The organism is Streptomyces sp. NPDC030798 (assembly GCF_055572275.1).
In genome coordinates, this window is sequence record NZ_JBVIDR010000001.1 from 423,926 (window position 1) to 442,425 (window position 18,500).

Annotated in this window: 18 protein-coding genes; 13 read left to right on the forward strand and 5 right to left on the reverse strand. The window is 73.6% G+C overall.

Annotated features, from left to right (window positions below; all coding sequences use genetic code 11):
- The first annotated feature begins 138 nt into the window (after positions 1–138).
- Complete coding sequence (locus ACZ404_RS01970) at positions 139–804, forward strand: TetR/AcrR family transcriptional regulator (RefSeq protein WP_468435318.1); 666 nt, start codon at positions 139–141, stop codon at positions 802–804.
- A gap of 204 nt (positions 805–1,008) precedes the next feature.
- A complete protein-coding gene (locus tag ACZ404_RS01975) occupies positions 1,009–2,358 on the forward strand; it encodes an FAD-dependent oxidoreductase (RefSeq protein WP_468435319.1) in 1,350 nt (449 codons plus the stop codon).
- Positions 2,359–2,626: 268 nt separating this feature from the next.
- On the opposite strand, the gene ACZ404_RS01980 is transcribed toward ACZ404_RS01975, so the two are convergent.
- Together ACZ404_RS01980 and ACZ404_RS01985 are read right to left on the reverse strand one after the other, a co-directional pair.
- Positions 2,627–3,958 (reverse strand): SGNH/GDSL hydrolase family protein, encoded by a 1,332-nt coding sequence (locus tag ACZ404_RS01980; RefSeq protein WP_468435320.1) that lies wholly within the window; start codon positions 3,956–3,958, stop codon positions 2,627–2,629.
- Positions 3,955–4,185 carry a hypothetical protein gene (locus ACZ404_RS01985; protein ID WP_468435321.1) on the reverse strand — a complete coding sequence of 77 codons (231 nt, stop codon included), beginning with the start codon at positions 4,183–4,185 and terminating at the stop codon, positions 3,955–3,957. Before ACZ404_RS01985 ends, ACZ404_RS01980 begins: the two co-directional genes overlap by 4 nt.
- A gap of 315 nt (positions 4,186–4,500) precedes the next feature.
- On the opposite strand from ACZ404_RS01985, the gene ACZ404_RS01990 reads away from it, so the two are divergent.
- Complete coding sequence (locus ACZ404_RS01990) at positions 4,501–5,289, forward strand: pectate lyase (protein ID WP_468435322.1); 789 nt, start codon at positions 4,501–4,503, stop codon at positions 5,287–5,289.
- 53 nt (positions 5,290–5,342) lie between these two features.
- Here ACZ404_RS01990 and ACZ404_RS01995 read toward each other — a convergent pair whose 3' ends face one another.
- The gene (locus ACZ404_RS01995; RefSeq protein WP_468435323.1) at positions 5,343–6,101 is read right to left on the reverse strand and encodes a PaaX family transcriptional regulator C-terminal domain-containing protein; all 759 of its coding nucleotides are present in this window, start codon (positions 6,099–6,101) and stop codon (positions 5,343–5,345) included.
- Positions 6,102–6,182: 81 nt separating this feature from the next.
- On the opposite strand from ACZ404_RS01995, the gene ACZ404_RS02000 reads away from it, so the two are divergent.
- Positions 6,183–7,844, forward strand: coding sequence for a DNA alkylation response protein (locus tag ACZ404_RS02000; RefSeq protein WP_468435324.1), 1,662 nt, complete (start codon positions 6,183–6,185; stop codon positions 7,842–7,844).
- Positions 7,845–7,989: 145 nt separating this feature from the next.
- Positions 7,990–9,969, forward strand: coding sequence for a HEAT repeat domain-containing protein (locus ACZ404_RS02005; protein WP_468435325.1), 1,980 nt, complete (start codon positions 7,990–7,992; stop codon positions 9,967–9,969).
- Positions 9,970–10,047: 78 nt separating this feature from the next.
- On the opposite strand, the gene ACZ404_RS02010 is transcribed toward ACZ404_RS02005, so the two are convergent.
- Entirely contained in the window at positions 10,048–10,626 is a 579-nt protein-coding gene (locus ACZ404_RS02010) for an Rv1733c family protein (protein ID WP_468435326.1), read from the reverse strand.
- A gap of 280 nt (positions 10,627–10,906) precedes the next feature.
- Here ACZ404_RS02010 and ACZ404_RS02015 point away from each other — a divergent pair, with 280 nt between their 5' ends.
- The 7 genes from ACZ404_RS02015 (at position 10,907) to ACZ404_RS02045 (ending at position 16,395) form a co-directional block, all read left to right on the forward strand.
- Complete coding sequence (locus ACZ404_RS02015) at positions 10,907–11,992, forward strand: WD40/YVTN/BNR-like repeat-containing protein (protein WP_468435327.1); 1,086 nt, start codon at positions 10,907–10,909, stop codon at positions 11,990–11,992.
- Positions 11,993–12,279: 287 nt separating this feature from the next.
- Entirely contained in the window at positions 12,280–12,744 is a 465-nt protein-coding gene (locus ACZ404_RS02020) for an SRPBCC family protein (protein WP_468435328.1), read from the forward strand.
- Entirely contained in the window at positions 12,741–13,076 is a 336-nt protein-coding gene (locus ACZ404_RS02025) for an ArsR/SmtB family transcription factor (RefSeq protein ID WP_468435329.1), read from the forward strand. The genes ACZ404_RS02020 and ACZ404_RS02025 overlap by 4 nt, the downstream gene beginning before the upstream one ends.
- An 89-nt stretch (positions 13,077–13,165) precedes the next feature.
- Positions 13,166–13,606, forward strand: coding sequence for an SRPBCC family protein (locus ACZ404_RS02030; protein WP_468435330.1), 441 nt, complete (start codon positions 13,166–13,168; stop codon positions 13,604–13,606).
- A 137-nt stretch (positions 13,607–13,743) separates the two neighbouring features.
- On the forward strand, positions 13,744–14,682 hold the full coding sequence (locus ACZ404_RS02035) for a sigma-70 family RNA polymerase sigma factor (protein ID WP_468435331.1): 939 nt from the start codon (positions 13,744–13,746) through the stop codon (positions 14,680–14,682).
- A 62-nt stretch (positions 14,683–14,744) separates the two neighbouring features.
- Entirely contained in the window at positions 14,745–15,302 is a 558-nt protein-coding gene (locus ACZ404_RS02040) for a dihydrofolate reductase family protein (RefSeq protein WP_468435332.1), read from the forward strand.
- Positions 15,303–15,477: 175 nt separating this feature from the next.
- Positions 15,478–16,395, forward strand: coding sequence for a DUF6891 domain-containing protein (locus tag ACZ404_RS02045; protein ID WP_468435333.1), 918 nt, complete (start codon positions 15,478–15,480; stop codon positions 16,393–16,395).
- A gap of 29 nt (positions 16,396–16,424) precedes the next feature.
- Here the strand turns inward: ACZ404_RS02045 and ACZ404_RS02050 are convergent, their stop codons facing one another.
- Complete coding sequence (locus tag ACZ404_RS02050) at positions 16,425–17,102, reverse strand: uracil-DNA glycosylase (RefSeq protein ID WP_468435334.1); 678 nt, start codon at positions 17,100–17,102, stop codon at positions 16,425–16,427.
- A gap of 340 nt (positions 17,103–17,442) precedes the next feature.
- Here ACZ404_RS02050 and ACZ404_RS02055 point away from each other — a divergent pair, with 340 nt between their 5' ends.
- Positions 17,443–18,408 (forward strand): N-acetylglucosamine kinase, encoded by a 966-nt coding sequence (locus ACZ404_RS02055; RefSeq protein WP_468435335.1) that lies wholly within the window; start codon positions 17,443–17,445, stop codon positions 18,406–18,408.
- The last annotated feature ends 92 nt before the right edge of the window (positions 18,409–18,500 follow it).

Below are 18,500 nucleotides of genomic sequence, written 5' to 3' on the forward strand. Positions count from 1 at the left end.
GGGGACCCGCGCCGTCCGTCTGAGACGATCCCCCGTGTCGCCCCAGACGGACGGCAGCTCTGACCGGGCCCCGCGCAGGGCGGTGCCATCCGCGTTGAGTATAGTTGGCTGGCAGCCAGTCAACGCAGGAGTTACAGGATGTCCCCGCGCAGCGCCTCGGTCAATGAAGAGTTGCGGCGGCGTTCCCGGGAACGGCTCCTCCAGGCCGCGGTCGAACTGGTCGACGAGCACGGGTTCGAGGCGACGACGCTGGCCGACATCGCGGACCGGGCGGGCTCGGCGCGTGGGCTGGTGTCGTACTACTTCCCCGGCAAGCGCCAGTTGGTGCAGTCCGCCGTGCACCGGCTGATGCACCGCACCCTGGAGGAGGCGCTGGAGCGCGAGCCGCACACCGAGGACGGCCGGGAGCGGCTGGCCCGGACCATCGACGCGATCCTGGGTCTCGCCCGTGACCGCCCGGTGCTCATGCGCCAGCACATGGCCGGGCTGCTGCAGGCCGAGGGCTTTGTGCAGTGCCCGGAGCAGCGGCGGCTCTCGGAGCTGCTCAGCGACACGGTCGCCCGGTACGGCTCCTCGGACGTGGCGGCCGACTACCCCTTGCTGCGAGCCCTGCTGATGGGCGCGGTGTACGCCGCACTGGTGCCCGGGGTGCCGATGCCCGTCCCGGTGCTGCGGGCGGAGCTGTTCGCGCGCTACCGGCTCGACTGGGAGCTGGGCGTGCCGCCCGGCAGCGACACGGACACGGCGGCGGAGCCGGGCGGGGACCTGTCCCGGTTCTTCGCGACGGGGGAACGGGCCGAGTAGCCGGCCGGACCGGCGCGATCCGCCCGCGGCGCGCCCGGGGTGACGAGGGATCAGTAACTGAGCAGCACATCCCTACACTTCGTCACCATGCGGACACAGAACGTACAGGGCCGGATCACTCCGTCGGCCCCTGCCGCCCCGGGCCGGGCGGTGCCATGCTGGAGCCGTCCGCACACTCGCCTCCTTCCGGTAAGGAGTACCGCCGTGCTGCGTGTCGCCGTCATCGGTTCCGGGCCGAGCGGGTGCTACACCGCCCAGAGCCTGGTCCAGCTCGATCCCGAGGTACGCGTGGACGTGCTGGACCGGCTGCCGTGTCCGTACGGCCTGGTGCGCTACGGCGTCGCCCCGGACCACGAGAAGATCAAGTCCCTGCAGGGCAGCCTGCGCACCGTGCTGGAGCACGAGCGGGTGCGGTTCCTCGGCGGGGTCCGGGTGGGCGGACCCGGGGGACTGCCCGTGGAGCGGCTGCGGGAGCTGTACCACGCGGTGGTGTACTGCGTGGGCGCCGCCGCCGACCGCCGCCTCGGGATTCCCGGCGAGGAGCTGCCGGGCAGCTGGTCGGCGACCGAGTTCGTGTCCTGGTACAGCGCGCATCCGGACGCGGCCGACGCGGGGTTCGTGCGCGGGGTCCGGTCGGCGGTGGTCATCGGTGTCGGCAATGTGGCCGTCGACGTCACACGGATGCTCGTCCGGGGCCCCGGCGAGCTGCGTCCGACGGACATGCCGCAGGCAGCCCTGGACGCGCTCACGGCGAGCGGGATCACCGAGGTCCACATGGCCGGCCGGCGCGGTCCCTCACAGGCCCGCTTCACCACCAAGGAGCTGCGCGAGCTGGGCGGCCTGCCCGATACCGAAGTCATCGTGGACCCGCGCGAGTTGGAGCTGGATCCGGCGTGCGCGGACCCGTCCGCGCTGCCCGCCGCGCAGCGCCGCAACGTGGAGGCGCTGCGCGGCTGGGCGGCCGCTCGGCCCGGGCCGGCCGCGCGCCGGATCCGGCTGCGCTTCTTCCTGCGGCCCGTCGAACTGCTCGCGGACGGCGGCCGCGTGGCTGCCGTGCGCTTCGAGCGGACGCTGCCGGACGGGCACGGCGGTGTGACGGGGACCGGCCGGTTCGAGGACGTGGCCGCGCAGTTGGTGCTGCGTTCGGTGGGGTACCGCGGCGTGCCGCTGGAGGGGCTGCCGTTCGACGCGGCGAGCGGAACCGTCCCGAACCGGGACGGCCACGTCCTGCGCGACGGCGCCGCCTCCCCGGGCGAGTACGTCGCCGGCTGGATCAAGCGCGGCCCGACGGGCGTGATCGGCACCAACCGTCCGTGCGCCAAGCAGACGGCGGTCTCCCTGCTCGCCGAGGCCCCCGCCCTGGTCTGCCGGGAGGTGCCCGAGGACGCGCTCCCTGCATTGCGGGCGGCGGGCGTGGATCCGGTGCCGTGGACGGGCTGGCAGGCGATCGAGCGCGCCGAGGCAGAACTGGGCGCGCGGCTGGGCCGGGGCGTGGTCAAGCTGGCCGACTGGGACGCACTGCTGGGGGCGGCCCGGTCGACGGCGCGGGCGTAGCCGCCCGGCCGACACCGGATCAGGAGACCGGGCGGAGTTGCCCGAAAGGGCTCCCCGCGCCCCGGTCGCCGTGCGTCGTGTCGGCGCTCGTGAACGTCCTCGAGGGACTCGTCGACCAGCTCCCCGACCTCATCCACTCCTGGCGTCGCGTGGTGGGCGAGGCCAGGCCGCCCGGCGCGGCGCTTGTGCCGGGCCGGACGACCCCGATGCCGCCGCCACGGACCCCGGGGCCGCGGCACCTCCTCCTGACCGGCCCCGATGGTCCTCCTCACGTGCGCCGGAACAGCCCCGTGGGCACGGCCGCGGCGAGCACGCCGTACCCCTTCGGGTTCAGGTGCAGCCAGTCCCCGGCCTGCAGGCCGGGCAGCAGCCGGTTGGGCTGCGCGGGGTCCCGGACCGCCCGGTCGAAGTCGATCACCGCGTCGAAGTGGCCGGGCGTGCGGATCCAGGCGTTGACGCGCTGCCGCGACGCCTCCCGCTCCCCCGCCGGGTCGTCGTACAGGGTGCTGCCCCCGAACGGAATGAGCGTCGCGCCGTAGACGCGGATGCCCTGGGCGTGGGCGCGGAGCACGATCTGCCGGTAGCCCGCGATGAGGTCGTCGGTGATCCTGCGCTGCGCCTCGGGGGTCGCCCCGGCGGTTCCGATGTCGTTCACGCCCTCGAACAGGATCATCCAGGACACCCCGCTGCGGGACAGCACGTCCCGGTCGAGCCGGGCCAGCACGTTGGGGCCGAGTCCGTCGTTGAGGACGCGGTTGCCGCCGGCCGCCTGGTTGAGGACGGCGAGGTCCGATGTGGCGGTGCGCTGCTGCAGCCGGTCGAAGAACTGGTCCGGCCAGCGGTCGTTGCCGTTGGTGGTCGAACCCCGGCCGTCGGTGAGCGAGTCGCCGACGACGGCCACCGCCCGGGTGCCGCCCGGCGCCCGCACCTCGACGTCGCTGAGCAGGTACCAGTGGTCGACCGGAGTGGCGTCGGCCAGGTCCTGGTCGCCGGTGTGGTCGCCGTGCAGCAGGTACGAGGTGGTGCGCGACCCCGGGTGCGAGGTGAGCGCCAACGACGGCTGGCCCTGCGCGGTGTACGCCGTGACCGTCAGCTCGGCGCCGGCGGGCAGGTGCAGGTCGACGGGGTCGGAGACGACCTGGGCGCCGACCGGGACGGTCGCCGACTCGCGCCCCGAGAAGGTCACCCGGCGCAGGCTGCCCGGCTCGATCGCGGCGACGCCGGCCCGTCCGTCCCTCGGCAGCGCCACGGTCACCGCGGTGAGCGGCAGCGGGGTGTCGCCGTACGCGTTGGAGAAGCGCAGCCTGAGGCGGTGGCCGCCGGTGGTGACCCGGACGGTCTGCCGCACCGTGGTGTCGGCCAGCACCGACGTGTCTCCGGTGTACGGCGCGGGCGGCAGGTTCGCGGGCTCGGTGAGCTGCGGCATGCCGGTCCAGGTGTTCACCCAGTGGAGGCCCGCTCCGGTGGCCGAGGGAGGCGTCCGGGGCGCCGGCCCGTCGCGCAGGGCCGCCCTGACCGCCGAGGACGTCACGACCAGGACGAGGACGAGGACACAGGTGGTGAGCAGGGTGGCGAGCGACGATCTGCTGGGCGGCTTCACGAATGCCTTCCTGGGAGGAGAGGGCCTGAGGACAGGACTGTGGGCGTGCGCCGGTGGACCGTGCACGGGGTGCCGTTGAGGGTTCGGGCGGTGGGTGGGGCGCTGTTGCCGGTGCGGGTGGCCTGGCACCAGACGCCGCTCGGGTCGTAGACGTACAGCCGCAGGTTGCAGGGGTCCGCCCCGAAGCCGGTGATCTCGGTGAGCGTCGTGGTGGGTGTGGGGGGCACGGTGCTTCGGTCCCTTCTGATCGCGGCTGGGGCGGCGTCGTGCGGGGAACACCGGCATCGTGGCATGGACACGCTGGACCATGGAAGCGCTCCCACTGCACTTCCTCGTGGCCGAAAACAGGGATGCGCGAGGCGTTGACTAGAAAGCGCTTGCCCCTTACGGTCCGTTCATCAGCGTGACCAGGCGGCCCGCACTTGCGGCTTGATCGGTGAGCCCTACTGCGAAAGCGTTCCATATTGCGCACACCGTTCATGTAAGCGATCAGACCCCAGCGGATCTGATCCACTCCCCACTCGGAGGAAGGCATTCGGGACATGACCTCACGAGCACCCGCACGCACCCTGCTGGGCGGACTGGCCACCCTCGGCCTGACGCTTGGCATGGTCATGGCCAGTGGGGCGCCGGCGGACGCGGCCACCTGGCCCACTGCCAACGGCAGCCAGCCCGTCACCAGGACCATCCCGGTCTCCGGCACCAAGGACTACGGGATGAAGCGCCTGTACGGCAGCGGCGACCTGGGCACCGGCGGGCAGAACGAGGACCAGGACCCGATCCTGGACCTCGCTCCCGGCGCCGTCCTGAAGAACGTCATCATCGGTGCCCCCGCGGCGGACGGCATCCACTGCGAGGGCAGCTGCACGCTGCAGAACGTCTGGTGGGAGGACGTCGGCGAGGACGCGGCGACCTTCAAGGGGTCCTCGTCGTCCAACGTCTACACCGTCTCGGGCGGCGGCGCGAAGGAGGCCGGCGACAAGGTCTTCCAGTTCAACGGCGCCGGCACGCTCAACGTCTCCCACTTCGCCGTGAAGAACTTCGGCAAGCTGGTCCGCTCGTGCGGCAACTGCAAGACGCAGTACCGGCGCACGATCAACCTCGACACCATCGAGGCGACGTACAAGGGCACCGCGATCGTCGGCATCAACACCAACTACGGCGACAGCGCGACCCTGCGGAACATCACCGTCGTGGGTGACTCCGGGAAGAAGATCGTCCCCTGCCAGAAGTACATCGGCAACAACACCGGCAAGGAGCCGCCCAAGAACGGCTCCGGGCCCGACGGGACGTACTGCAAGTACTCGTCCTCGGACATCGGCTACAAGTAACCGCCCGCACCGCCGAGGGGCCGTCGTCCGCATGGACGGCGGCCCTTCGCGGCTCACCCGGTGGGGGCCTGCCGCTCCAGGGAGGCCGCCAGCTCGCGCTGGAACCCGGTGTACGCGGTCCGCAGCTCCTCCCCCGGCCAGTCGGCCGGGAGCAGTGCGGGCGGCAGCACGGGGTCGGTGAGCAGGTGGCGCACGGCCGCGGCGAAGGCGGTGAGGCGATCGGCCGGCCGGCGGGCGCCGGCCGCGTGGCCGAGCAGGCCGCGCGCGGTGGCCGCCCAGGTGTCCAGCGGCCACAGGCGGGCGGCCAGCGCGGACGGCGAGCCGTCGGGGCGGGTGGTGCCGGAGAGCGCCACGCGCGCGAGGTCGCGGGGCAGGGCGCGCTCGAGGTTGGCGGGGCGCAGCCACACCCCCTCGCGCAGTTCGGCCAGCCGCAGGGCGGTCAGCCGGGCGCGCAGGCCGGCGCGTTCGGCGGGGCCCCGGCCGGTCGCCGTGATCACCAGCATCTCCCAGTCGCCCTCCCACGCGCGCGTGCGTGGGCGCAGCGCCTCGTCCTGGCGGCGCTGTCGGGCCAGCAGCCGGTCGCTGAGCCGGTACACGGCGTCCGTGCGGCGCAGGTCCCCGGCGGCCACCATGCGGCTCAGCGCGGCGCGGAGCGTGGAGCCGCCGACCCCGAAGGGCTCGACCAGCCGGACCAGGTCCCTCACCGGAAGCTCGGGCGGGTGCGCGCCGAGCAGCAGGCTGAGCACGACCGACCGCGCGGACAGCGGTGGCAGGCCGGTCCCGCCCGGCTCGGCCGACACGTTCATGCGCATGGCCCCGTACTGTACGGGCCGCCCTGGTGTTGCACTATTGCTACAGTCGCAGCAGAAGCGCAACATGGAGCCATGGTCTCGATGAGCGCACAGTCACCGCCGCGGCAGCCGCAGGCCGCCACCCACGACGTCACCAACCAGGCCCCGCCCCTGGCCCCGTACGACGCCTCCGCCGACCGGGCCCTGCTGGAGGGGCTGCGCCGCGAGGGCGCCGGGTGGGCCGAGGAGGACCTGCGGCGGCTGGGCCTGCGCGCCGGCAGCGAGGAGGCCCAGGAGTGGGGTGAGCAGGCGAACCGGCACGAGCCGGAGCTGCGCACCCACGACCGCTACGGCCACCGGATCGACGAGGTCGAGTTCCATCCCGGCTGGCACCACCTGATGCGCACCGCGGTCGCCGAGGGCCTGGCCGGCGCGCCCTGGGCCGACGACCGGCCCGGGGCGCACGTGGCCCGTACGGCGGGCGGGCTGGTGTGGGGGCACACCGAGGCGGGGCACGGCTGCCCGACGTCGATGACGTACGCCGCCGTGCCGGCGCTGCGCGCGCAGCCGGATCTGGCCAAGGTCTACGAGCCGCTGCTGACCAGCCGTGTGTACGACCCCGGGCTGCGCGTGCCCACCGAGAAGGGCGGTCTGCTCGCCGGGATGGGCATGACCGAGAAGCAGGGCGGCTCGGACGTCCGGACCAACACCACGGTGGCCACGCCCACCGATGAGCCCGGCGTGTACACGCTGCGCGGGCACAAGTGGTTCACCTCGGCGCCGATGTGCGACGTCTTCCTGGTGCTCGCCCAGGCCCCGGGCGGGCTCTCCTGCTTCCTGGTGCCCCGGGTGCTGCCGGACGGCAGCCGCAACACCTTCCGCATCCAGCGGCTGAAGGACAAGCTCGGCAACCGGTCCAACGCCTCCTCCGAGCCGGAGTTCGACCGGACGGTGGCCTGGCTGGTCGGCCCGGAGGGGCGCGGGGTGAAGACCATCATCGAGATGGTCAACTGCACCCGCCTGGACTGCGTGATGTCCTCGGCCACGCTGATGCGCAAGACGCTCGTCGAGGCGGGTCATCACGCGCGCCACCGCAGCGCGTTCGGCGCCCGGCTGTTCGACCAGCCGCTGATGCGCAACGTCCTGGCCGACCTCGCGCTGGAGTCGGAGGCGGCGACGACGCTCACACTGCGGCTGGCCGGGGCCGCGGACCGGGCGGTGCGCGGGGACGCCGGCGAGCGGGCCTTCCGGCGGATCGCCACCGCCGTCGGCAAGTACTGGGTCACCAAGCGGGGCCCGGCCTTCACCGCGGAGGCCCTGGAGTGCCTGGGCGGCAACGGGTACGTGGAGGACTCCGGGATGCCCCGGCACTACCGGGAGGCTCCGCTGCTGTCGATCTGGGAGGGCTCGGGGAACGTCAACGCGCTCGACGTGCTGCGTGCCCTGGGCCGGGAACCGGACAGCGCCGAGGCCCTGTTCACCGAACTCGCCCACGCGCGCGGGGCGGACGCCCGCCTGGACGCGGCGGTGGCCGGGCTGAAGGACGAGCTGGCCGGAACCGAGCAGGTGGGCGCGCGCCGGCTGGTCGAGCGCATGGCCCTCGCCCTCCAGGCCTCGCTGCTGGTCCGGCACGCCCCGCACCCGGTGGCGGACGCCTTCTGCGCCACCCGGCTGGGCGGCGACTGGGGGCACGCGTTCGGCACCCTGCCGGCCGGGACCGACCTGGAAGCGATCCTGGAGCGCGCCCTGCCCGGGCGTGTGTGATCCCTCCCCCGGGCGCCCGGAGGCGTCTGCGGCCCGTGGCCGGTGACAGCCGACGGATCGCACACAGTCAGCGCACGGCTGCGCTTCGTTGTCAGTGCCGTGGTGCAGACTCGCGATCAGGTGGCACTCGCCTGGGGAGGACAACGTGTTCACGGGGATCGACGAGGTCGACTGGGCCTCGCTGCACCACGCGTACGGCAGCGCGGAGGACGTGCCCGCACGACTGCGGGGCCTGGCCTCCGCGGACGCCGCCGAGCGACAGACCGCGCTCGACGGGCTGTACGGCACGGTGCACCACGACGGGAAGGTGTACGACTCGACGCTCGCCTGCGTGCCGTTCCTGTTCTCGCTCGCGGCCCGCGAGGCGGTGCCGGAGCGGGGGTGCATCGTGGAGCTGCTGGTCAGCATCGGGGCGCACAGCGGGGAGGCACGCGCGCGTGAGGCGGTGCGGGCGGGCGCGGAGGTGTTCGTGTCCCTCCTCGAGGACGCCGACCCGGGGGTGCGCGGGGCGGCGGCGGGAGCCGTCGTACGGTTCCTCGACGGCCCGGGCCGCGTCCTGGACCTGCTGCGGGAGCGGATCCCGGGCGAGCGGGACGAACGGGTCAGGATCGCGCTCACCGAGGCCCTCGGCCTGTTCGTAGGGCGGCACCCGGCGCACGCCGCCGCCGCGCTGGACGTCCTGACCGCGCAGAGCGCCGCGCCCCACGACCCCGGGCTGCGGCTCGCCGCCCTCGGCCAGCTGGCGCTCGCGGCACCCGAGCGGGTCCCGGCCGACCTGGTGCCGACGACCGTCCGGCTCGTGCGGGACCGCTCGGCGCACCGGGCCCGGGTGCCGGAACAGGCCGGGAGCGACACCCTGGTGGGGCGGATCCGGCGGCTGCGCCCCTCGGACGAGGAGGGCGCCCGGCTGCTGCGCACGCTGCACACGGCGCTCGGCGACCGGACCGGCGCGCGGATCGCGCTGCTGACCGGGCAGTTGGGCAGTCCCGACCCGATGGACCGGTGCAATGCCGTCCGGATGGCGGCGGTGCTGTTCCGCGGCTGGCGCGCCGATCTCGCCGGTCCGGTGGCCCTGCTCGGTGGCCAACTGGGGGCGGAGCAGGAGTGGTTACGAGACGCGGCGGTGTCGGTCCTGTCGGAGCTGTTCGACCTGGCCGCTCCCGCCGCGGACGACCTGCACGCCCTGGTGGCCGCCCGGCCGGACCTGTGGACGCACCGCTGGGAGCGCGGATCTTCCGCCCTGGGCGGCGCGCTCAGGGCGCTCACCCGCGCAGGCGACGCACGGGCGGTCCCGGCCCTGGCGCACCTCCTGGCGGGGCCTCGGGTGCCGGACGGCGCGGGGCACGAGATCGCGCATCTGGGCCCGGCCGCGGCTCCTCTCGCCGCCGCGTTGCGGCACCGGCTGGCCCGGATCCCCCTGGACTCCCCCGCCGCCGGCACGCTCGCCGCCCCGCTGCTGGCCGCGCTCAGGGCCATCGGCGACCGGGACGCGGTACCGGAGGTGCTGCGCCTGCTGTCCGGTGCCCCGGACGGTCTCGGGGCGCGCGAGCGCGTCGCCGGGCAGGCCGTCGACACCCTGGACACACTCGGGGCCGCCGAGGCGGCAGCCCCGGTCCTGAGGGTGCTGCTCCCCACCCGGCACGCGGCCACCGCGGCGGGCGCGCTGTGGTCGGCGGACGGCGACGCCTCCGCCGTACTGCCGGTGCTGGTACGGGAGTTGACGCAGGGGGATCCGGAAGGTCGCCGTACGGCCGCCCGGCACCTGGGCAGACTGGGCCCGGCCGCCCGCCCGGCGCTGGGGGACCTGCGCCGGCTGGCGGCCTCGGGACAGCCTCAGGACCGGGCGTCGGCCGGCTGCGCGCTGTGGCACATCACCGGGGACGCGGCCCCCGTGCTCCCCGTGTTCCGGGCAGCCTGGACCGAGAGCCCCCGCACCCGCGCCCCGATCGCACGGTGCCTGGCCGCCATGGGCCCGGCCGCCGCACCCCTGCGCGACCTGCCGACGGCGGAACTGGCCTCACCACGCCGCCACCTGGCCGCCCGGAACGGACCCGGCAGCCTGCACGACATCCCCGGGGACGAGGCGCTGCTGCGGGCTTGTCGGGAGGCACTGGCAGCGCTGTAGGCGTGCGGCGGCAGCCGCCTCGCAGGGCCGGGGGCCCGGGCAGGGACAGGCGGGCGGGTGGCGCCCGGTGGCGCGGCGTCAGCCGGTCATGCGGCCCCACTGGGGTCCCAGGCGGGCCCATTCCGCGTCCCAGTGGGCCATGCGGCGGCGTTCCAGTCGGGAGCGGAGGGCGAGGCCGCCGACGAAGGGAACGGCGGCGGTGGTCACTCCCACCAGGGCGCCGATCAAGGTGGCGCGGAAGGCGGCCTCGGCGGGAGTGGTGGGACGGCTGACCAGGTGGCCGCGCGGGTCGGTCCAGACGGTGACCGGGGTGCCCGCCTTGCAGCCCGGCACGACCCGGGCCTGCCCGGTGCGGGCCGAGCCGTCGGGGGCGCTCCAGCGCACCTCGGCCCAGACCCGCTCGCCGCCGGAGCCCTCGGAGGCGGACCGCCCGGGGGCCTGCGTGACGACGCGGGCGACGGCGGGATGCCAGTCCGCGCGCTCCCGGGCCAGCCCGTGCTCCACCGAGCGCGCCGCCACGAGACCGGCCAGCACGCCGGTCACGACGGTCAGCAGCCAGGCGGCGAGCAGCACCCAGGCCTCCACCACGTCGGCCCGGCGCCGCAGCGGATTGCGCCGCCAGCGCCACAGCCACACCTTGGGACCACGGAACGCCATCAAAGGCATCCTCCTCACGAGCGCACCGACAGGCCGGACCGACCTCCCATACGGGCGGGGCCGCCCCGTTGCTCACGACGAGCCGTCACCCGACGGTCGCACGAGTCACCCGGTTCCCGCAGGCGCATGCCGCAACAGAACCGGCCGATCTCCGCGGCGAACATACGCCACCGCGCTGACCTGCGATGACACGGCTTGCACGGCTGACTGTCAGTGGTGGGGTGCAGACTGACCGGTATCTGACGACGACCTGGACGAAGACGTCCCGGAGGTGATCGGCATGACCGAGGTCCTGCTCACCGTGGGCACCCGCAAGGGCCTGTTCATCGGGCGGCGGCGCAATGGCACCTGGGAGTTCGACGACCGTCCCTGTTTCAACGCGCAGGCCGTCTACTCGGTCGCCATCGACACCCGCGGCAGCACACCGCGGCTGCTGGCGGGCGGTGACAGCGCGCACTGGGGCCCGTCGGTGTTCCACTCCGACGACCTGGGCCGCACCTGGACCGAACCGGCGCGGCCCGCCGTCAAGTTCCCCAAGGACACCGGCGCCTCGCTGGAGCGCGTCTGGCAGCTGCACCCGGCCGCCGCCGAGCCGGACGTGGTGTACGCGGGCACGGAGCCGGCCGCGCTGTACCGCTCGGAGGACCGCGGGGAGAGCTTCGAGCTGGTGCGTCCGCTGTGGGAGCACCCGACCCGCTCCCGGTGGGTGCCGGGCGGCGGCGGTGAGGGCCTGCACACGGTGCTCACCGACGCGCGCGACCCGCGGGCGGTGACGGTGGCCGTCTCCACCGCCGGAGTGTTCCGCACCACGGACGGCGGGGCGAGCTGGTCGCCGTCCAACTCCGGTGTGTCGGCGGTGTTCCTGCCGGATCCCGACCCGGAGTTCGGCCAGTGCGTGCACAAGGTGGCCCGGGACTCGGGCGACCCGGACCGGCTGTATCTGCAGAACCACTGGGGGGTGTACAGAAGCGACGACGCGGGAGCGCACTGGAGCGACATCGGCGCCGGCCTGCCGTCGACGTTCGGCTTCGCGGTGGCGGCCCATCCGCACCGCGGCGACACCGCGTACGTGTTCCCGATCAACGCCGACGCCGACCGGGTGCCCGCGGAGCACCGCTGCCGGGTCTTCCGCACGGCGGACGCGGGCCGGAGCTGGGAGCCGCTGTCCAAGGGCCTGCCGGCGGAGGACCATTACGGCACCGTGCTGCGCGACGCGCTCACGACGGACGACGCGGACCCGGCCGGGATCTACTTCGGCAACCGCAACGGCGAGGTGTACGCCTCGGCCGACGACGGCGACAGCTGGCAGCAGCTGGCCTCGCATCTGCCGGACGTGCTGTGCGTGCGGGCGGCGGTGATCGGCTGACGTCGCTGTGGCCGGGCCCAGGGCAGTCACTCGGCAACGAGGTGAGCGCGGCGGCGGTCAGCCGGGGCCGACGGTCCGGTCGCCTCGGTCGGCGCCGGTCGTGGCTTGATCGCCGACTCGCCGCCCGCGAGAGATCCTCCGCGGCGGGTGGGCGGTGCGGGCGTCGAGACGCCGAGCAGTCCCACCCGTCGACTGCGGACATGTCGTTAGAGCAACCAAAGGTTGCGCGTTCCGGCGGGTTGCTCTAGCGTGATACGCAACCAAAGGTTGCGAGAGGAGGAGGCGGGATGGAGTACGGCAGCATCGAGCGGGAGATCCACATCGACGCCACGCCCGAGGTGGTCTACGAGGTCATCAGCACGCCCGGACACCTGCGGCAGTGGTGGCCCGACGAGGCAGAACTCGATCCGGTGCCCGGCGCCACCGGGGTCATCTCGTTCGGCGACCGGACCACGTCGCAGGCGCACGTCGTGTCGGTGACGGTGGAGGAGGCCGACCCGCCCCGGCGGTTCTCCTTCCGCTGGGTGTACGACGAGGGTGAGGTCGCGACGCCGGCCAATTCACTCCTGGTGACCTTCGAGCTGATCCCGTCGGGCAAGGGCACCCTGCTGCGCTTCACCGAGACGGGCTTCCGGGAGAAGGGCTGGGAGGCAGCCGTACTCGAGGAGCAGTACCGCGATCACGTGAACGGGTGGGACCACTTCCTGCCCCGCCTCGTCACCTACGTCGCGCGGCTGGTGTCGACGCGATGAGCGCGACCGTGGACGACGAGCTGTGGTCGGCCGTGGGAGACCCGATACGCCGGCGGATGCTCGACCTGCTGCTGACCGGCAGCGGGACGGCGACCACCCTGAGCGAGCAGTTGCCGGTCACGCGGCAGGCGGTCGCCAAACACCTCGGTGTACTCGACCGGGTCGGGCTGGTCCACGGCACACCGTCCGGACGCGAGCGCCGCTACGAGGTCGACGAGGCCCAGCTCGCCCGTGCGGTCGCGCAACTGTCGTCGGTCGGGACCGCCTGGGACGCCCGGCTGCAGCGCATCAAGCACATCGCCGAAGCGATCCAGCGCGACCGGCAGGGCTGACCCTTCCCGAACGCACGCCGCCCCGGCCGAGGCGGCACCGACGACCCGGCGCCCGCACACGGGCGCCCGCACGAGAAAGAGGTACCGAGATGGTGGACATCCTGCACAGGATCGGAGTCACCTCGCCCCCCGACGCCGTCTACGCGGCCCTGACCACGGTCGATGGGCTGGCGGGCTGGTGGACGCAGGACACGGACGGCGACACCGGTGCCGGCGGAGTGATCAGGTTCCGCTTCGAGCCCGGTGGGTTCGACATGAAGGTCTTGGAGACCCGGCCCGCCGAGCTCGTGCTCTGGGAGGTCCTCGACGGTCCCGAGGAGTGGATCGGCACGCGGATCCGCTTCGAGCTCAAGCAGGAGGACGGTTTCACGATCGTGCTGTTCCGGCACGAGGGCTGGAAGGAGCCGGTGGAGTTCATGTACCACTGCAGCACCAAGTGGGCGATCTTCCTGATGAGCCTCAAGAAGCTGGTCGAGACGGGCAAGGGCGAGCCCGCGCCCCACGACGTCAAGATCAGCGACTGGCACTGATCGGTGCAGGGCCAGGCGTTGTCGTACCCGCCGGCTACCGCCGATCGACGCCACCACCTGGCTCGGCGGCAACCCCTGCGCCGGCTGACCCCCGGTGTCCTCCGGTGCGAGGTGCCCCGAGGGGCCATGATGGACCCGTGGACTTCGAGCCGTACCGGGGTGAGCTGGTGGCGTACTGCTACCGGATGCTGGGCTCGTTCCACGAGGCCGAGGACCTGGTCCAGGAGACGATGCTGCGCGCCTGGAAGGCCCGCGACCGCTACGACCGCACACGCGCGTCCGTACGGACCTGGCTGTACCGGATCGCGACCAACGCATGCCTGACCGCGCTGGAGGGGCGGCCGCGGCGGCCGCTGCCGTCCGGGCTGGGCGCGCCGAGCGGGGATCCCGGGGCGCCGCTCACCCCGGCCTTCGACATCCCCTGGCTGCAGCCGTTCCCCGACGCCCGGTTCGACGCCGACGTACGGGCCGACCTGCGGCTCGCGCTGGTGGCGGCGATGCAGGCCCTGCCGCCGCGGCAGCGAGCCGTGCTGATGCTTCGCGAGGTACTGGAGTTCAGCGCCAGCGAGGTCGCCGAGCAGCTCGGGACCACCGCCGCTGCCGTCAACAGCGCACTGCAGCGGGCCCGTGCCGCCCTCGCGGAGGTGGGCGGCGTGGAGGAGGTCACGGAGCCGTCGGATCCCGAGGCACGCGCGGTGATTCAGCGGTATGTGCGGGCGTTCGAGGCGGCCGACGTCCCCGCGCTCGTGCAACTGCTCACCGACGACGCGGTCCTGGAGATGCCACCGGTGCCGTTGTGGTATCGGGGCAGCCGCGACTACGGCCGCTTCATGGAACGCGTGTTCGCGATGCGGGGGACGGGCTGGCGCATGACGCCTCTGGCCGCCAATGGGCAGCCCGCGCTCGCCGCGTACGCGCCGGAGCCCGGCGGCGGGCATCGGTTGCACACCCTGCAGGTCTTCACGGTCACCGGCGGCCGGATCCGGCGCAACGTCGTGTTCGCCGACCCGCAGGTGTTCCAGGCGTTCGGCCTGCCCCGGCAGATTTCTTCCGAGGAATTTCGCGCGACGCGATGAGTGGAGCCGGTGTCGCCGGTATGTACCGGCGAGCATCGACCGAAGCCGAGAGGAAACTCGTCGTGAGCGTCATCGTCATTGAGTTCATCACCCTGGACGGGATCGTGTCCGACCCGGACGGCTCCAGTGGAACCCCGACCGGCGGCTGGGCCTTCCGGCACGGCCCCGAGGCGGTCGCCGGGGACAAGTTCCGGCTCGGAAGCACGCTCGACGACGGGGTGTTGCTGCTGGGCCGTACGACGTGGCAGTTGTTCTCGCGCATCTGGCCCGGACGGGACACCCCGTTCGCCGCACGGATGAACGCGGCACCGAAGCTGATCGCCTCCCGGACGCTGACCGACACTTCGGCATGGGCGAACTCGCGGGTCGTCGACGGCGGCCTCGTCGACGCGGTCGAGCGCGAGCAGCGCGATGTGATCGTCACCGGCAGCCTGAGCGTCGTACACGCGCTGATGGCCGAGGACCTGATCGACGAATACCGCCTGTTGACCTTCCCCACGGTCCTCGGCACCGGCCGGCGGCTCTTCCCCGACGACGGGCCGCGCACCGACCTGGAGTGCGTGTCGGCCGACCGGGTGGGCGCCGCCGTCCTCGCGCAGTACCGGAGGGCGGCACGATGACGGTGCGCTTCCTCGGCCTCCACGAGGCACCGACCGACCCGGAGGCGACTCGACGCCGTCCTCCGACCTGAACGTCTCGGCCAGATCCGGCCTGGTGAGCCAATGCGGCCGTCGCAGCAGCAGGTGCGTCGGGTCCCGGAGGTCCGTTGTCAGAGGGGTGTGTCAGAGTCTGCGCATGCTCGAGATCGTGGTGAAGACGGAGAACTGGGAGCGGCACGTTCGTGTGTCCGCCGAGGAGCTGGCAGGGCTGGTCCGGCGGATCGGTGGCGACGGTGACCGGTTCCTGGTGGTCCAGCGCATACCCGACCTGCCCGACGTCTTCGCCCAGGTCTGGCACAAGGCCGGTGGTGACTACACGCTGGAGTACCGGGACGGTGCCGCTGACCGGCACTTCCAGGCGACGGTCGACGGGCCGGAAGCCGTGATTGCGGCGCTTACCGGCTGGGCCCGGCAGGAGGCCGGATGGGAGGTGGGGCCGGCCTGGTCGCTGCTGGACATGGGGCCCGCCCGCGAGGTGCCGCCGCTCGACCTCGGCGAGGACGAGCGTGAGGAGTTGGAGCGGCGCGTCCGTGAAGTGCTGGTCGGCGGCTACGCCTCGCGCGCCGAACTGGCCGAGCTCGCCGAGGAGTTTCTGGTCACCAAGGACCGTCGGCCCGTCTCGCGCGAGCAGGCACAGGCGCTGGCCGACCGGCTGTGGCTGGAGCGGGTCGCGGAGCAGGCCTCGTGGCGGGGCGAGACGGACCCTGAGCGGCTGACCCGCGCGTTCACCGCCCTTGAGGACAGCGGTATCACGGCCCGCGAGAACTTCACCTGCTGCCGCAGCTGTGGCCAGTCCGAGATCGGCGGTGAAGGCGGGCCCGACGCCCGCGGCTTCGTCTACTTCCACACGCAGTGCACGGACTCCGCCGCGGCCGGCCACGGACTGATGCTGCTGTACGGCGGCTTCGACGGCTCGTCCGAGACCACCGCAGCCATCGGCCACGAGGTCGTGGCCGCACTCGAAGCAGTCGGTCTCCACGCCGAGTGGGACCAGGACCCCGGCCGGGCCATCACCGTCAGCCCCCTGGACTGGCGCCGCCGCCTGGTCGGCTAGGGGCCGGCCGGCGAAATGACGGCCGTGCCCTACGGCAGGCGCCAGTCCACCGGCTGGGCGCCCTGCCGCAGCAGCAGGTCGTTGGCCCGGCTGAAGGGACGGGAGCCGAAGAACCCGCGGTCGGCCGACATCGGGGACGGGTGTGCGGACTCGATCGCCGGAAGGTCCCCCAGCAGCGGCCGCAGATTGCGGGCGTCCCGGCCCCACAGGATGGACACCAGCGGCTGGCCCCGGGCGGCCAACGCCCGGATCGCCTGCTCGGTGACCTCCTCCCACCCCTTGCCGCGGTGGGCGCCCGGGCTGCGCGGGGCCGTCGTCAGCGCCCTGTTGAGCAGCAGCACACCCTGCCGCGTCCACGGCGTCAGATCGCCGTTCGACGGCCTGGGCAGACCGAGATCGGAGTGCATCTCCCGGAAGATGTTCTCCAGGCTGCCCGGCAACGAACGCACCTCCGGCGAGACCGCGAAGCTCAACCCGATCGCCATGCCGGGTGTGGGGTAGGGATCCTGTCCCACGATCAGGACACGGACGTCGTCGAAAGGCTGCTGGAAGGCCCGCAGGACATTCGCCCCGGACGGGAGATAGGTCCGTCCCGCCGCTATCTCGGACCGGAGGAAGTCCCCCATCGCAGCGATGCGTTCAGCCGCAGGTTCGAGAGCCTTCGCCCAGCCTGCCTCAACAAGTTCATGCAACGGTCGTGGTGCCACGGTGCGTCACTCTACTGGCACGCGATGTGCCCCGGCACACACGCGGAAGCCCTCCCCCACGGCCGCCGCCGCGGGCGCTACTCTTCCTCCTCGTCGAGACCTTCGAACCGGTCGAGCAGATCACGCGGCCGGTCACCGGGAAGGAGGGGTGCCTCTTGCGTCCAGGGACCGAGCCACTCCGCCATGGTCACCATGCCTGGTCAGCCCCTCGTCCTCGATCCGCAGACCCCGGAACTCCCGCACACGCCGTCGGCCTGTCGCCCGCGGTCCCGCTCCAGGCACGTCCGCTGCCGGGCCGGCTGATCCAGCAGGGCGGACGGCCGGTGGACCGGCGCCTGCCGTGACCGTCCCCGGTTACCTGGCCGTGGACTCCGGCGGCTCCGGCCTCCGGGTCGCCGTCGGCGTGCGGGGGCGGGAACCGTCGGCCGAGGCGGCTACGGCTGAGCCGGTGCGCACCGGTGACCGGGGGATCGATCCCGCGCACCTGATGACCCAACTGGTGCCGCTCGCCCGTGCGCTGACGGCTCGGGCCGGACTGAGCGAGCCGGCGACGGCAGTCGTCGGCGCCGCCGGGTTCGCCTCCCTGGGCGACGCCCTGCGCGCCGAACTGCCCGGCGCGCTCGCCCGCGAGCTGGGCGTGCGGACCGTGGCGCTCGCCGCCGACGCGGTGACCGCGTACGTCGGCGCGCTCGGACAGCGTCCGGGTGCCGTGGTCGCCGCGGGCACCGGCCTGATCGCGATCGGCACCGACCTGAGCGGCTGGCGGCGGGCGGACGGCTGGGGTCATCTGCTGGGCGACTGCGGGGGCGGGGCCTGGATCGGCCGGGCCGGACTGGAGGCGGCGCTGCGCGCCCACGACGGCCGCGCCGGCGGCTCCGCGCCGCTGCTGGCCTGCGCGCAGGAGCAGTTCGGCCCGGTGCGCGAGCTGCCCGGCCTGCTCTATCCCCGCTCCGACCGCCCGGCCGTGCTCGCCTCCTTCGCGCCCCGGGTGGCCGACTGCGCCCCGCACGACCCGGTGGCCGGCGGCATTCTGCGCGCGGCCGCCCGCGCCGCCGCCGAGTCCGCCGCCGCCGTGTGCCCGGTGTCCGGCGAGCCCGAAGTGGCGCTCACCGGTGGCCTCGCCAAGATGGGTGCCCCTCTTCTCGTACCACTGGCCGAGGAGTTGAGGCAGCGGCTGCCGCACGCCCGGCAGGTGCCCGCAGCGGGTGACCCGCTGCACGGGTGCGTGCGGATCGCGCACGAGTTGGCGGCGGGCCGGCTCACCCTGCCGGCCGAACCCACCCTGCTCTGCGTCTTCACCGCATGAGCGGAACGGGCTGCGCGGCCTCTCGGTGCTCCGGGGTTCCCTGGTTCCGACAAGCGTGATTGACCCTGTTCGGCGCACATCTGTCCGGCACA

Bases quoted from the DNA above. Each gene is read 5' to 3' on its own strand.
- ACZ404_RS02025 (WP_468435329.1), top strand. From the start codon at position 12,741: ATGAGCGCGACCGTGGACGACGAGCTGTGGTCGGCCGTGGGAGACCCG.
- ACZ404_RS02045 (WP_468435333.1), top strand. From the start codon at position 15,478: ATGCTCGAGATCGTGGTGAAGACGGAGAACTGGGAGCGGCACGTTCGT.
- ACZ404_RS02020 (WP_468435328.1), top strand. From the start codon at position 12,280: ATGGAGTACGGCAGCATCGAGCGGGAGATCCACATCGACGCCACGCCC.
- ACZ404_RS02015 (WP_468435327.1), top strand. From the start codon at position 10,907: ATGACCGAGGTCCTGCTCACCGTGGGCACCCGCAAGGGCCTGTTCATC.
- ACZ404_RS01970 (WP_468435318.1), top strand. From the start codon at position 139: ATGTCCCCGCGCAGCGCCTCGGTCAATGAAGAGTTGCGGCGGCGTTCC.
- ACZ404_RS02030 (WP_468435330.1), top strand. From the start codon at position 13,166: ATGGTGGACATCCTGCACAGGATCGGAGTCACCTCGCCCCCCGACGCC.
- ACZ404_RS02010 (WP_468435326.1), bottom strand. From the start codon at position 10,626: ATGGCGTTCCGTGGTCCCAAGGTGTGGCTGTGGCGCTGGCGGCGCAAT.
- ACZ404_RS01990 (WP_468435322.1), top strand. From the start codon at position 4,501: ATGACCTCACGAGCACCCGCACGCACCCTGCTGGGCGGACTGGCCACC.
- ACZ404_RS02000 (WP_468435324.1), top strand. From the start codon at position 6,183: ATGAGCGCACAGTCACCGCCGCGGCAGCCGCAGGCCGCCACCCACGAC.
- ACZ404_RS01995 (WP_468435323.1), bottom strand. From the start codon at position 6,101: ATGCGCATGAACGTGTCGGCCGAGCCGGGCGGGACCGGCCTGCCACCG.